13 protein-coding genes and 1 pseudogene are annotated in these 12,884 nt (G+C 69.5%); 1 reads left to right on the top strand and 13 read right to left on the bottom strand.

Annotated elements, in window-relative coordinates:
• The 3 genes from ABT367_RS37540 to ABT367_RS37530 all read right to left on the bottom strand — a co-directional run.
• Window positions 1-1,419, bottom strand: a 1,419-nt coding sequence (locus tag ABT367_RS37540; RefSeq protein WP_352257962.1) for a chromosome segregation SMC family protein, incomplete at its 3' end; no start/stop codon positions are given.
• A 245-nt stretch (window positions 1,420-1,664) separates the two neighbouring features.
• Window positions 1,665-1,865 carry a hypothetical protein gene (locus tag ABT367_RS37535; protein ID WP_352257961.1) on the bottom strand — a complete coding sequence of 67 codons (201 nt, stop codon included), beginning with the start codon at window positions 1,863-1,865 and terminating at the stop codon, window positions 1,665-1,667.
• 378 nt (window positions 1,866-2,243) lie between these two features.
• Complete coding sequence (locus ABT367_RS37530) at window positions 2,244-2,525, bottom strand: acylphosphatase (RefSeq protein WP_352257959.1); 282 nt, start codon at window positions 2,523-2,525, stop codon at window positions 2,244-2,246.
• Between the two features lie 140 nt (window positions 2,526-2,665).
• Here ABT367_RS37530 and ABT367_RS37525 point away from each other — a divergent pair, with 140 nt between their 5' ends.
• Window positions 2,666-3,538 (top strand): CAP domain-containing protein, encoded by an 873-nt coding sequence (locus ABT367_RS37525; protein WP_352257957.1) that lies wholly within the window; start codon window positions 2,666-2,668, stop codon window positions 3,536-3,538.
• 64 nt (window positions 3,539-3,602) lie between these two features.
• Here the strand turns inward: ABT367_RS37525 and ABT367_RS37520 are convergent, their stop codons facing one another.
• The 10 genes and pseudogenes from ABT367_RS37520 to ABT367_RS37475 all read right to left on the bottom strand — a co-directional run.
• A complete protein-coding gene (locus tag ABT367_RS37520) occupies window positions 3,603-4,040 on the bottom strand; it encodes a DUF7144 family membrane protein (protein WP_352257955.1) in 438 nt (145 codons plus the stop codon).
• A 107-nt stretch (window positions 4,041-4,147) separates the two neighbouring features.
• Complete coding sequence (gene mutM / locus ABT367_RS37515) at window positions 4,148-5,002, bottom strand: bifunctional DNA-formamidopyrimidine glycosylase/DNA-(apurinic or apyrimidinic site) lyase (protein ID WP_352257953.1); 855 nt, start codon at window positions 5,000-5,002, stop codon at window positions 4,148-4,150.
• Between the two features lie 173 nt (window positions 5,003-5,175).
• On the bottom strand, window positions 5,176-5,961 hold the full coding sequence (gene rnc, locus ABT367_RS37510; protein ID WP_352257951.1) for a ribonuclease III: 786 nt from the start codon (window positions 5,959-5,961) through the stop codon (window positions 5,176-5,178).
• Window positions 5,962-5,980: 19 nt separating this feature from the next.
• Window positions 5,981-6,154 (bottom strand): 50S ribosomal protein L32, encoded by a 174-nt coding sequence (gene rpmF / locus ABT367_RS37505; RefSeq protein WP_003965982.1) that lies wholly within the window; start codon window positions 6,152-6,154, stop codon window positions 5,981-5,983.
• A gap of 2 nt (window positions 6,155-6,156) precedes the next feature.
• Window positions 6,157-6,834, bottom strand: a complete 678-nt coding sequence (locus tag ABT367_RS37500; RefSeq protein WP_352257949.1) for a YceD family protein — start codon at window positions 6,832-6,834, stop codon at window positions 6,157-6,159.
• Window positions 6,835-6,994: 160 nt separating this feature from the next.
• Window positions 6,995-8,110 carry a cell division initiation protein gene (locus ABT367_RS37495; protein WP_352257947.1) on the bottom strand — a complete coding sequence of 372 codons (1,116 nt, stop codon included), beginning with the start codon at window positions 8,108-8,110 and terminating at the stop codon, window positions 6,995-6,997.
• A 106-nt stretch (window positions 8,111-8,216) separates the two neighbouring features.
• Complete coding sequence (gene coaD, locus ABT367_RS37490; RefSeq protein ID WP_352257964.1) at window positions 8,217-8,699, bottom strand: pantetheine-phosphate adenylyltransferase; 483 nt, start codon at window positions 8,697-8,699, stop codon at window positions 8,217-8,219.
• Between the two features lie 35 nt (window positions 8,700-8,734).
• Entirely contained in the window at window positions 8,735-9,379 is a 645-nt protein-coding gene (gene rsmD / locus ABT367_RS37485) for a 16S rRNA (guanine(966)-N(2))-methyltransferase RsmD (RefSeq protein WP_352257945.1), read from the bottom strand.
• A 159-nt stretch (window positions 9,380-9,538) separates the two neighbouring features.
• Complete coding sequence (gene recG / locus ABT367_RS37480) at window positions 9,539-11,728, bottom strand: ATP-dependent DNA helicase RecG (RefSeq protein WP_352257943.1); 2,190 nt, start codon at window positions 11,726-11,728, stop codon at window positions 9,539-9,541.
• A 107-nt stretch (window positions 11,729-11,835) separates the two neighbouring features.
• Window positions 11,836-12,884, bottom strand: a pseudogene (locus tag ABT367_RS37475) (DAK2 domain-containing protein); the annotation flags it as partial.

Below are 12,884 nucleotides of genomic sequence, written 5' to 3'. Positions count from 1 at the left end.
CGCCTCACGGGCCGCGGTCAGCGCGGCCTCCGCATCGGCAAGGGCCCGCTTGGCGGCGTCGTGCTGCTCGCCGAGCTCGGAGTCATCGGCGTCGAGCCCGTCGACCTCGGCCTTGAGCTGCTCGTACTCCTCCTGGGCCGCGACCGCCCGCTCATCGGCCTCGTCCCGCGCAAGGGCGAGCCGGTCGATCTCGGCCTGCGCCGAAGCCGCCCTGCTGCGGGCCGCGTTGACCTGCCCGGTCAGCCGCGCGAGCCCCTCGCGCCGGTCGGCGATGGCCCGCGCCACGTCCTTCAGGCGCCGCTCCTCGACCTGCAGCTCCCGCTCGAGCTCGGCCCGGTGCGCCACGGTGTCGTCGAGCGCGCGCTGCGCCGCCTCGAGGGCGGCCTCGAGCTCGGCCTCCTGCTCGCGGATCCGCGCGGCCTCCCGCTCCATGTCCTCGGGCTCGCGCCCCCGCCGCTCCTCCACGGGAGCCGACGTCGCGCTCTTCACCCGGGCGTCGGCGAGCCCGATCGTGCCACGCACCCGCTCGGCCAGCTGCGACAGCTCGTACCAGGTCTGCTGCGCCCGCTGCAGCCGCGGCGTCAGCCGCCGTACCTCGTCCTCCAGATCGGCCTCACGCGCGAGCGCCGCCTTGAGATCCGCCTCGGCGGACTCCTTGCGCCGCTTCAGCTCGGCCTCGTCCGCGATCTCCGTCCTGAGGGCTTCCTTCAGCCGTACGAGATCGTCGGCGAGCAGCCGCAGCCGGGCGTCGCGCAGATCGGCCTGGATGACGGCGGCACGGCGGGCTACGGCGGCCTGCCGGCCGAGCGGCTTCAGCTGGCGGCGCAGCTCATCGGTGAGGTCCTGCACGCGCGCCAGGTTGGCCTGCATCGCGTCCAGCTTCCGCAGCGCCTTCTCCTTGCGCTTGCGGTGCTTGAGGACACCGGCGGCCTCCTCGATGAAAGCCCGCCGCCCCATCGGATCGGCGTGCAGTACGGAGTCGAGCTGCCCCTGGCCGACGATGACATGCATCTCGCGGCCGATACCGGAGTCGGACAACAGCTCCTGGATATCCAGCAATCGGCAGGTATCGCCATTGATCTGGTATTCGCTGCCGCCGTTGCGGAACATGATCCGCGTGATAGTGACCTCGGCGTATTCGATGGGCAGCGCCCCGTCGGAGTTGTCGATGGTCAGCGATACCTCGGCCCGGCCGAGCGGCGGGCGCCCGGTGGTGCCGGCGAAGATGACGTCCTCCATCTTGCCGCCGCGCAGGGACTTGGCCCCTTGTTCGCCCATGACCCAGCTCAGCGCGTCCACCACATTGGACTTGCCGGAGCCGTTCGGTCCCACGACACACGTGATCCCCGGCTCGAACTTGAGCGTCGTCGCCGAGGCGAAGGATTTGAACCCGCGCAGGGTCATGGCCTTGAGGTGCACGCCGACGGACTTTACCGGGCGAGGGCCGTGGGGCAGGGGGCAAGTCCGGCTGCGGCGCAGCGTTCCCTCGATGAACTTGCGGTTTCGCCTGCGAAGATGCAGGGCACATCAGACGTGAAGGCACTACGGCGCCCGGCGACATTCCGTACGAAAAGAAAAAAGGGACGCCGAAGCGTCCCTTGCATTTCTTGTTCAAGCGGCTGACATGGGCAGCCTGATCTCTGTCTCGCAGCAGACGAAGAAGATCAGGTGAGCGCAGGCTCCGCCTGGGGTACGTCGAGAAGCTCGCTGTGCGAAGCGACAGCCGTAGACGTCAGCGCGTCATTCTCGGCCTGGATCCGTACGAGCTCGGATTCCAGGTCCTGGACGCGCTGCTGCAGCCGTCGCATCTCGGCGAGAAGTCGCGGGTCGGAACCGCCGACGTAACCGAGAAGCGCCTTTGCCATGATGGATGGTCCTCCACACTGAGTGACCGACCGAAGCGGTGTGGGTCGTGAGGGAATCGCACCCGCGGCTGGCTGGCACTGCTTGTCGTGCTGCCGTTCTCACATGCCAAACAGCTAGGGTGCGCGGGGCTTCCAGCGTCTCACCAAAATGTTTGACGGTCAACACGATCACACCCCGTATTGGCGGGCAAACCCGGGGGCACAGCGCCTCGAACCTCCTGGCGGTGCTCTCCATCGGGGCCCTGGGGCGTGGAGATCTTCGTTATCGCGCAGCCTTGCACGACATGCAGTTCTTGGCAACCACCAGGTCATTCCTGCCCCGCACAGTTGCCAGTGGCATCTGCTGAAGGCCCACCTCCAGGTCGGAACGCCGGACCCTCAGCGGATCAAGAACGTCTCGTAGATCCCCCGCGGTGTGTCCCAGATCTCGGTCACTCCGTCGACCCTCCCGGGTGTGTCGCCGTTCTGCAGCCAGTCCAGGAGCTGCTCGCACCCGGCCCGGGGTCCCTCCGCCACGACCTGCACACGACCGTCGCCCAAATTGAGCGCGAATCCCACCAGGCCGCCGATCTCCAGCGCTTTCGCCCTGGTGAACCAGCGAAAACCCACTCCCTGAACTCGCCCGCGCACCCAGGCGACCATGCGTACTTCCTCATTCATGTGGGAAAGCTAACCGGCCAATTCCTCATCGAGCACTTCGCCCCCATCTGTCATCGCGTACAGTCGCGAAAGATGAGCCTCACCCGTTCGGGTGAGTCACGTTGACCGCAAGACTGAGTCACAGCAGGGAAGGCCGGGAGATGGGACGCCACCGACGCGTCGCCGCCGATGAGCAGCAGCAGCTCAGGGCGACGACTGGCAACGGCGGATCGCACCGTCGCAGGAAGCGCGCCGCCGCGAAGCCCGTACGCACGGGTCTGCTCGGTGTCTCCGCGGCCGTCGCCCTGGGCGCCGTGGCCGTCGCCTCGGGCGTGCTGCCCGGCACGGAGAACTACCGGTTCGGCAACGACGCCCCGGACAAGGTGCAGGCCGCCGATGTGCCGAGCGACGTCCAGTCGCAGGGCGGCACCTCGAAGACGCCGGAGCGCCAGGCGAGCGAGGCCAGCCGGGACGACGAGCGCACTTCGCCCTCGGCCACCCCGTCGAAGTCCGCCGAGAAGCCGACACCGACTCCCTCGCGTACGACCGAGGACTCCGGCTCGTCCGAGAAGGACTCCGGCGGCAAGCCGGAGAAGCCGGCCCAGGAGAAGACCCAGGCGCCCGAGAAGCCCGCGGCCCCGAGCACCCCGGACACGCAGTCCGGCGCCGAGGCCCAGGTCCTCACCCTGGTCAACCAGGAGCGCGCACAGGCCGGCTGCCAGCCGGTCGAGGCCGACGCCGAACTGGCCGAGCTCGCCTCGGACTTCAGCGCCGACATGGCTTCCCGCGGCTTCTTCGACCACACCGACCCCGACGGCGACACCCCCTGGGACCGTGCGGACGCGGTCGGCATAGCGAACCTCGGCGGCGAGAACATAGCCCGCGGCCAGGCCAACGCCCAGTCGGTCATGGACTCCTGGATGAAGAGCCCGGGCCACCGCGCCAACATCCTCAACTGCGAGTACAAGACCCTCGGCGTCGGCGCCCACTTCGGCTCGGGCGGCCCTTGGTGGACGCAGGACTTCGGGTTCTGAACCGACCGCAGGACCTCAGGTTCTGAACCGACCGCAGGACCTCAGGTCCTGAACCGGACGTCAGCTATTCGGCGTGGGCCTCTTTGTGCATACCCGTGCACAGAGCCCAGACGACGAAGAGGTTGACGGCGACCAGCGTCAGGGCCCACAGCGGGTAGTACGGCACCCACAGGAAGTTGGCAATGGCGCTGAGCCCTGCCACGAAGACTCCGAAGAAGCGTGCCCACAGCGCCCCGCCGAACAGCGCGCACCCGGCGACGACCATCGCGATGCCCAGGACAAGGTGCACCCAGCCCCAGCCCGCCAGGCTGAACTCGAACACGTAGTGGCGGGTCACGAGGAACAGGTCGTCGTCCGCGAGGGCGGCGCTTCCTTCGAGGGCCGCCATCGCACCACCGATGATCATCAGTGTTGCTGCGAGGACGGTCGTACCCGACGCGGCCGCGTGCCACGGCCGTGGATTCCCCTCACCCGTTCCGGGTGGAACTGCGTCGCGGGCCATGTCGGCCTCCTTGTGAGGCAGAGCCAGGCGTCAATGGGACGCGCGAAGCAGCTCGCCCTTCTTCCACAGTGGCACCACCGAGGTCCACCGGCACCCTGAGCCGCAGGTCACGGGCGAGGCGGCCGCTGGCACCTCGGGCAGAAGTAGCTGGAGCGGTTCATCCACGGGCGCCGGCGCATCGGTGTCGCGCACCGGCGGCAGGGCTCGTCCTCTCTGCCGTACGCGTCCAGGGAGCGCTCGAAATAGCCGGACTCCCCGTTCACATTCACGTAGAGGCTGTCGAAGCTGGTGCCGCCGACGGCGAGCGCCGCGTTCATCACGTCCCGGACATGGCCGAGGAGTTCGGCGGTGCGGGGGCGCGTGAAGGTCGCGGTCGGGCGCTCGTAGTGGAGCTTCGCGCGCCACAGCGCCTCGTCGGCGTAGATGTTGCCGACACCGCTGATCAGGGACTGGTCGAGCAGCGCGCGTTTGATGGTGGTGCGCTTGCGGCGCAGCGCCTCGTGGAAGGCCGCGTCGTCGAAGGCGGGGTCGAGCGGGTCGCGGGCGATATGCGCGATGACGTCCGGCAGCCCTTCGGCGGTGTTCTCGTGCAGCGACAGCCCGCCGAAAGTGCGCTGGTCGACGAAGCGCAGCTCGGTGCCCTGGTCATCGTCGAAGGCGATCCGGATACGGAGGTGCTTCTCGTCGGAGGCGTCCTGCGGCTGGACCAGGAGCTGCCCGCTCATCCCGAGGTGCGCGAGCACCGAGTACGAGGCGTCCGCGAGCGGCAGCCACAGGTACTTGCCCCGCCGCTGGGCGAGCCCGATGCGATGCCCCTTCAGACGGGCGGCAAAATCGGGCCCACCGGCGGAGTGCCGGCGAACGGCTCGCGGATGCAGCACGTCCACCGCCGTGACCACTCGTCCGCTGACCCACCGCTCGAGTCCTCGGCGTACGACCTCCACCTCAGGCAGCTCAGGCACAACTCACTCCTCCCCCAGCCCCTGCGGGCAGTCGTGCCGCAGGGCGGCACGGGTGGGCGCAGGCCCCCGGTATACGGCACGCATGCCGGAAGCGTCGACTGTCGCAACGTATGGCAGAAAAAGCCGACGGCCCGTCACCCGAAACGGGGGACGAGCCGTCGTTCAAGCAATGCTCACGCGGTGGCGGCATCGGCCTCGGCGGAGGCCGGAGCCTCAGCCGCGGCCTTGGCCCGCTCATCCGCGGCGGCGCGGATCGCACGCCACGCGGACTCGGCGGCCTGCTGCTCCGCTTCCTTCTTGCTGCGGCCGGTGCCGGTGCCGTACGAGACGCCTCCGACGCGGGCGGCAGCTGTGAAGGTCTTCTCATGGTCGGGGCCGGTCTCCGAGACCAGGTACTCGGGTACGCCGAGCCCTTCGGTCGCGGTGAGCTCCTGGAGACTGGTCTTCCAGTCCAGGCCGGCACCGAGGGACGAGGACTTCTCGATCAACGGGTCGAAAAGCCTGTGGACCAGCTCGGAAGCCGTGTCCAGACCCTGATCGAGATAGACCGCGCCGATCACCGCTTCAAGGGTGTCGGCAAGAATGGACGCCTTGTCCCGGCCGCCCGTGCCCTCTTCACCCCGGCCGAGCCGGATGAAGGAGCCGAGTTCGAGCCCACGGCCCACCTCCGCCAGCGCACGCGAATTGACCACCGCGGCCCGCAACTTGGCCAGCTGGCCTTCGGGCAGGTCGGGGTGGGTGCGATACAGCGTGTCCGTGACGACCAGGCCGAGCACGGAGTCCCCGAGGAACTCCAGACGCTCGTTGGTCGGCAGACCGCCGTTCTCGTATGCGTACGAACGGTGGGTCAGAGCACGCACCAGAAGGGCGGACTCGACCTTGTAGCCGAGCCGCCCTTCCAGAAGCGTGTGGGACGAGGCCGTGTTCTCCGTCTGCTTTTTGTTCGACGGTTCAGACATCGTGCCTCTCACCAGCCGCTCAGACCTCGAGGACCTGGCGCTTGTTGTAAGTGCCGCAAGACGGGCACGCAATGTGCTGCAGCTTGGGCTCCTGGCAACGCTCACACGAAACCAGGGTGGGGACCGCAGCCTTCCACTGCGACCGGCGGTGGCGCGTGTTGCTGCGCGACATCTTCCGCTTCGGAACAGCCACGGCTACTTCTCCTGCTTCTCGTCGACGCCCGCTTCAGCTTCGGCGCCGCTCATCTCGTCCTTCTCGCCGCTCTGGAGCGAACCGGCGAGTCCCTGCAATGCCGCCCAACGGATGTCGGCGACGTCATGGTGATGGCCCGGATTGTCGTTCAGGTTCATTCCGCACTCGGAACAAAGACCTGCACAGTCCTCCCGGCACACCGGCTGCATCGGCAGTGCGAGCACCACCGCATCACGCAGCACGGGTTCGAGGTCGAAGAGTCCGTCCTCGAGGGGGATGATCTCCTCGTCCTCCTCGGCGTCGTCGCCCGGTTCCGCATGCTTGCGGCCCCGGTCGTCGGCGTCGGGGTACGAGAACATCTCCTGGAAGTCCGTGTCGAGCTGCTGCTCGACCGGCTCCAGACACCTTACGCACTCCCCCTCGGCCCGTGCACGGGCGGTGCCTGTGACAAGCACCCCTTCCATGACCGATTCGAGACGGAGCGCGAGCTCCACCGGGGCGCCCGCGGGCACTCCGATGACACCCTGGATGCCGAGGATCTCGTCCTTGGCGGGTGCCTCCACGGTGCGGGAAACGCGCTGCATGGCACCAGGACGCCGCCCCAGCTCGTGTGTGTCGAACACGAGAGGGTTGCGATGGTCGAGGCGGCCGTTCAGGGCTTTTCCTGCTTTCGAAATCATGGAAGTCGAGAAGGCGGCTGCCGACGCTTCGAGCGGGCAGCCGTGATCGCGGGCGTATGCGCGACCGAAGAGCCAGGATACTGGACCTTTCGCTCTCGGCCCAATCCGGTCCCTGAGGCCCCTGTTTACGGGGCTTCACGCGGTCCGGAAGCGGGCCGCTTCAGCCCTGGCCGCCGCGCCCCTGCTCGTACTGACGCAGCTGATCGATGCTGATCATGCTGGTGTCGAACAGGCTGGTCTCGTCGAGCGCCGCCGCGGCCTGCTGGTCGTCCGCCGCCGGGTAGCCGCCGTTCTCTCCGTAGCCGGCGCTCTGGTCGTAGCCCTGCTGCTGATAGGCATACGGATCCTGTTGCTGGTAGCCGTACGGGTCGGCCTGGCCGCCGGTCGGGTAGCCGTTGTGGTCGTAGCTCTGCTGTTGATAGGCGTACGGGTCCGGCTGCTGGTGCGGCTGCTGCTGGTACGCGTACGGATCGGGCTGCTGCTGGTACGCGTCCTGCTGCGGGAAGGCCGGCTGCTGCTGGGGAGCCTCGGCCCGGCGGTCGGGCTCGGGCTCGGCCTTGGGCTCGGCGATGTCCGCGAGGAAGTCCGCGTCCGACGTCTGCTGCTGCGGCAGGGCGTCGAGCCGGCCGAGGTCGTCGCTGGCGATCCGGCCCTGGAGCTTCTGCCGGCCGCGGCCGACCGCCTCCAGGGTCTTGGCCAGGACCGCCTCGAAGGCGCCGAGCTTGCCGTCCACGTACTCGTCCGCCCGCTGGCGCTGGGTCTCGGGGTCGTGGCTGCGCTCGGGGGCCTCGGTGAAGTCCGGGTCCTCGTAGCCCTGCGCGTCCAGGCCCATGCCCGTACCGAGGAGCTTCTCGCGGCCGCGGCCGACCGAGCCGAGGGTCTTGGTGAGGACGACCTCGAAGTTGGCGAGCTTGGAGTCGACGTACTCGTCGGCCTCCGCCTTGATCTCCTCGGCCTCCTGGCGGGCCGCGGCGACGATCCGCTCGGCCTCCTCCTGGGACTGCCGGGCAATCGCGGTGTCCGAGATCAGCGAACCGCGCTCGGCCTGCGCCGACTGCACGATCCGCTCGGCCTCCTGCCGGGCCTGCTCGACCAGCTGCTCGCTGCCGCCGATGACCTGCTCGGCGTGGGCGAGCGAACCGGGCAGGGCGCCGCGCACCTCTTCCAGGAGCGCGAGCAGGTCGGCGCGGTTGACCACGCACGAGGCCGACATGGGCATCGATCTGGCGCCCTCGACCGCCTCGACGATCTCGTCCAGCTTCTTCTGCACGTCCACCGTGGCTCGCCACTCTCTAGAACTTGTTGGGAGACGGACGGCACGACTGTACGGCCACGGGGTGCGCCCGCGACACCAAGTGACGCACCGTCAGCTTCTGCGGAGGTCAGTCGCCCTTGGTGAGGCGGTCGCGCAGAGCCTCGTGAACGATCGGCGGTACGAGGTGGGCCACATCGCCGCCCCAGGTGGCGACCTCCTTGACGAGCGAGGAGGACAGGAAGCTGTAGGTGGGGTTGGTGGGGACGAAGAGGGTCTCCACGCCCGAGAGGCCGTTGTTCATCTGGGCCATCTGCAGCTCGTAGTCGAAATCGCTGACCGCGCGCAGGCCCTTCACGATGGCCGGGATGTCGCGCTGCTTGCAGAAGTCGACGAGCAGACCGTGGAAGGCCTCCACCTCGACATTGCCGAACTCGGCGGTGACCTGGCGGATCAGCTCGATCCGCTCGTCGACGGTGAACAGGCCCTGCTTGGACTTGTTGATCATCACGGCCACATGCACCACGTCGTACAGCTTGGAGGCGCGGGCGATGATGTCGAGATGTCCGTTGGTGATGGGGTCGAACGACCCCGGACAGACGGCGCGGCGCAACTGGTGTCCCTCGCTCTCCGGTCCGGACCGGGCGGTCATGAGTGCAGGTCTTCGGTAGTGGATACGGCCTCGCTTGTGGAGGAGTCCTCGCTGGTGGAGGAGCCCTCGCTGGTCGAGGCGGCGCGACCGTACCAAAACGTGCCCTCGCCGTAGCGCCGGGACCTGAGGCCCACGAAGCCGTCCGGCCAGCCGAATTCGCCGCCTCTGGTGCTGCGCTCCACGGTGACGAGCGCATCGTCCGCGAGCCAGCCCTGGGCGGCGAGTGTGAGCAGGATCTCGCGAAGATCGTCGTCCGTGACGGCGTACGGCGGGTCGAGAAAGACGATGTCGTACGGGTCCGAAGGGGCCGCTCCTGCGACGATCTGCTCCGCCTTGCCCGCCCTGACCTCGGCGCCGGGCAGACCGAGCGACTTCACGTTCTCGCGGATCGTACGGACGGCCTTGGGGTCCGCCTCGACGAGCAGGGCGTGCTCCGCGCCACGGGACAGCGCCTCCAGGCCCACGGCGCCGGAGCCCCCGTACAGATCGAGCACGCGCTCGCCGTCGAGCGAACCGCCCAGGAGCGACTGCCACGTCGAGAAGAGGCCCTCGCGGGCGCGGTCGGACGTGGGGCGGGTGCCGTTGCCCGGCGGCACGGCCATCCTGCGCCCGCGGGCGCTGCCGGCGATCACGCGGGTCATGTGGGTCCTTCTGGGCTCGGCGGCTGTTGCGTCCACGATATGGCGCCTGCGGTGGGGCAGCTCAGCGGGTGTGCTCCCGCTGCGGGCGGGGGCTTCGCCCCCTGCGCTCTTTGGGGCTTCGCCCCTCGCCCCCACCGGGGGCTCCGCCCCCGGACCCCGTCACCCCTTCTCGAGGTACTGCTCCCGCTCCTTGTCCACCAGCGCGTCCAGGGCCGTGCGCAGCTCCGGGTAGTGGACGAGGTCCGGGTCCTTGGAGACCAGCGTGACCGCCTCCTCCCTGGCCTCCGCGATGACCTCCTCGTCGTCGATCACCGTGAGGACCCGCAGCGAGGAGCGGACGCCCGACTGGGCCTGGCCGAGGACGTCGCCCTCGCGGCGCTGTTCCAGGTCGATACGGGAGAGTTCGAAACCGTCGAGGGTCGAGGCGACCGCGCTCAGGCGGCCGCGGGCCGGACTGGCCTCGGGCATCTCCGTGACCAGGAGGCACAGGCCGGGCGCCGAGCCACGGCCGACGCGGCCGCGCAGCTGGTGGAGCTGGGAGACGCCGAAGCGGTCGGCGTCCATGATCACCATGGCGGTGGCGTTCGGCACGTTCACCCCCACCTCGATCACCGTCGTGGCCACCAGGACATCGACGTCGCCGGCGGCGAACCGGCGCATCACGGCGTCCTTGTCGTCCGGTGCCATCCGGCCGTGCAGGATCTCCACGCGCAGGCCCGCTAGCGGACCTGCGGTGAGCTGTTCGGCGACCTCGACGACGGCGAGCGGCGGGCGCTTCTCCGCCTCGTCCTCGGCGGACTTCTTCTTGGCGGCCGCTTTGTCGTCCAGATCGTCGCCGATACGCGGGCAGACCACGTACGCCTGATGCCCGTTCTCGACCTCCTCGCGCACCCGGTCCCAGGCGCGCGCGAGGAAGTGGGGCTTGTCGGCGGCCGGGACCACATGGCTGGCGATCGGCGAACGCCCCGCCGGCAGCTGGTCGAGGACCGAGGTCTCCAGGTCGCCGAAGACGGTCATCGCGACCGTGCGCGGAATGGGTGTCGCGGTCATCACCAGGAGGTGCGGCGGCTGCTTGCCCTTGGAGCGCAGCGCGTCGCGCTGCTCCACACCGAAGCGGTGCTGCTCGTCGACCACGACAAGGCCGAGGTCGTGGAACTGCACCTTGTCCTCGATCAGCGCATGCGTGCCGATCACGATCCCCGCCTCGCCGGTGACCAGGTCGAGCAGGGCCTGACGGCGCGCGGCCGCCCCCATGGAGCCGGTGAGCAGCACCACCTTGGTGGCGTGCTCCGTACCGCCGAGCATCCCGCCTTCGGCCAGCTCGCCCATCATTTCCGTCACCGAGCGGTGGTGCTGCTGGGCGAGCACTTCGGTGGGCGCGAGCATCGCGGCCTGCCCGCCCGCGTCGACGACGGCGAGCATCGCGCGCAGCGCCACCATGGTCTTGCCCGAGCCGACCTCGCCCTGGAGCAGCCGGTGCATCGGGTGCTCGGTGGCCAGGTCGTCGAAGATCTCCTTGGTGACCTTCTGCTGTCCCTCGGTCAGCGTGAACGGGAGCTTCGCGTCGAAGGCGTCGAGCAGCCCGTCCGGCTGCGGCTTGCGAGCGACGGCGGGGAGCTGGGTCTCCGCGTACCGCCGGCGGGCCAGCGCGACCTGGAGGACGAAGGCCTCGTCCCATTTGAGGCGGTCCTTCGCCTCGTCGACATCGCTCTTGCCGTGCGGCCGGTGGATCTTGAGCAGGGCCTCGGGGAGCGTGACGAGTCCGCGGCCGTCGCGCAGCGAGCGGGGCAGCGGGTCCACGGCCTCCTGAGCGCTCGGGAGGACCGCGTCCACGGCCTTGGCGATCTTCCAGGACTCCAGCTTCGCCGTGGCCGGATAGATCGGAATCAGGGCTCCGGCCCAGGAGTCCACCGCCTCCGTGCTGTCGCCGCGCAGCAACTCGTATGCGGGGTGAGCCAGTTGGAGCTTGCGGTTGAAGGCCGAGACCTTGCCCGCGAACATCGCGCGGGTGCCGGGCAGCAGATCCTTGTGCGGCTTGTGGATGCCGCGGCCGAAGAACACCAGCTGGAGCTGGCCGCTGCCGTCGGTGATGGTCACTTCGAGGCGCTGTCCGCGGCCGTTGTTGAACTTGAGGATGCGAGCGGTGGCGACCTGCGCGACGACCGTCACATGCTCGTCGAGCGGCAGGTCGGCGAGCGCGGTGAGCTCACCGCGCTCCGCGTACCGCCGCGGATAGTGGTGCAGCAGATCACCGACGGTGTGCAGGTCGAGATGCTCGGCCATCACCTTCGCGGTGGCGGGGCCGAGCAGTTTCTTCAGCGGTTCTTCGAGCACGGGCACGCGGTCCATTGCACACCACGGGACTGACAGGCGGGGCGACCTGTGGACAACTCCGGCCGCGGTGCCGTACGCGCGCGGCCTGTGGACAACTCCCGTCCGGCGCCGGACGGGCGGACCTACTCGACCCCGATCAGCAGCAACGCGGCCTTCCGCCCGCCGCGGTACACCACCGTGTCCACGGCCAGATACGCCTCGCGGACATGCTCCTCGAGCGTCGCGGCCACGTCCTCGGGCACCTCGTCGCCGACCACCAGGGTCACCATCTCGCCGCCCGCGGACAGCATCCGGTCGAGGACCGAGCGGGCGGTGACGGTGAGGTCCGCGCCGATCACGGCCACGTCCCCGTCGATCAGACCGAGCATGTCCCCGGCCTGGCAGATGCCGGCCATGGTCCACGACTGGCGTTCCGCCACGGCCAGTTCGCCGTAGCGGGTGGCGCCGGCGGCGGCCGTCATCGCGACCACGTCCTCGTCGAAGCGCCGCTCGGGTTCGTGCACGGCGAGCGCCGCGATGCCCTGGACCGCCGAGCGGGTCGGGATCAGAGCAACCCGTACGCCTTCCGTACGTGCCTGTTCCGCGGCCGCCGCCGCCGTGTGCCGCAGATCCGCGTCATTGGGCAGCAGCACCACCTCACGCGCGTGCGCGCGCCGGATCGCCTCCACCAGCTCCCCGCTCGCGGGCGGCTCCCCCGGGCGCGCGAGCACGGTGGTCGCGCCGGCCTCGGCGTACAGACCGGCGAGGCCCTCGCCCGGTACGACAGCCACGATCGCGCGCTGTGCCTTCTCGCGCACAGGCGGTACGAAGCCGGCGCTGTGCGCGTCCTCGGCCCCGAAGTGCGTGATGCGGATCCGGTACGGCCGCCCGGCCTCCACTCCGGCCTCGACCGCCGCGCCCGCGTCATCGACATGCACATGGACGTTCCAAAGCCCGTCGCCGCCGACCACGACCAGGGAGTCGCCGAGCCCGTCGAGGCGGGTCTTCAGGCGCTCGACCCGTTCGTCGTCGGCCTCCAGGAGGTAGATCACCTCGAAGGCTGGCCCGCTCGCCGCCTCATGGCCGCAGGAGTCGCCCTGCGCCTCCACGCGCGCAAGGCCCTCGGCGGAGCTCGCCGCTTTGGCGGCGCCCACCGTCTCGTACGCCGCGACCACCTGCCCCGACACCGCCT

Origin of the sequence: Streptomyces mesophilus, assembly GCF_040300965.1 — a bacterium.
In the GTDB taxonomy this organism is placed as follows: domain Bacteria; phylum Actinomycetota; class Actinomycetes; order Streptomycetales; family Streptomycetaceae; genus Streptomyces; species Streptomyces mesophilus_A.
This window is presented reverse-complemented; position numbering and strand designations above follow the sequence as displayed.

Excerpts from the sequence above, each read along its gene's own strand:
- ABT367_RS37520 (WP_352257955.1), bottom strand. The coding sequence starts at position 4,040 with ATGGCCCGCGACGCAGTTCCACCCGGAACGGGTGAGGGGAATCCACGG.
- ABT367_RS37525 (WP_352257957.1), top strand. The coding sequence starts at position 2,666 with ATGGGACGCCACCGACGCGTCGCCGCCGATGAGCAGCAGCAGCTCAGG.
- rsmD (WP_352257945.1), bottom strand. The coding sequence starts at position 9,379 with ATGACCCGCGTGATCGCCGGCAGCGCCCGCGGGCGCAGGATGGCCGTG.
- recG (WP_352257943.1), bottom strand. The coding sequence starts at position 11,728 with ATGGACCGCGTGCCCGTGCTCGAAGAACCGCTGAAGAAACTGCTCGGC.
- rnc (WP_352257951.1), bottom strand. The coding sequence starts at position 5,961 with ATGTCTGAACCGTCGAACAAAAAGCAGACGGAGAACACGGCCTCGTCC.
- ABT367_RS37500 (WP_352257949.1), bottom strand. The coding sequence starts at position 6,834 with ATGATTTCGAAAGCAGGAAAAGCCCTGAACGGCCGCCTCGACCATCGC.
- ABT367_RS37530 (WP_352257959.1), bottom strand. The coding sequence starts at position 2,525 with ATGAATGAGGAAGTACGCATGGTCGCCTGGGTGCGCGGGCGAGTTCAG.
- ABT367_RS37535 (WP_352257961.1), bottom strand. The coding sequence starts at position 1,865 with ATGGCAAAGGCGCTTCTCGGTTACGTCGGCGGTTCCGACCCGCGACTT.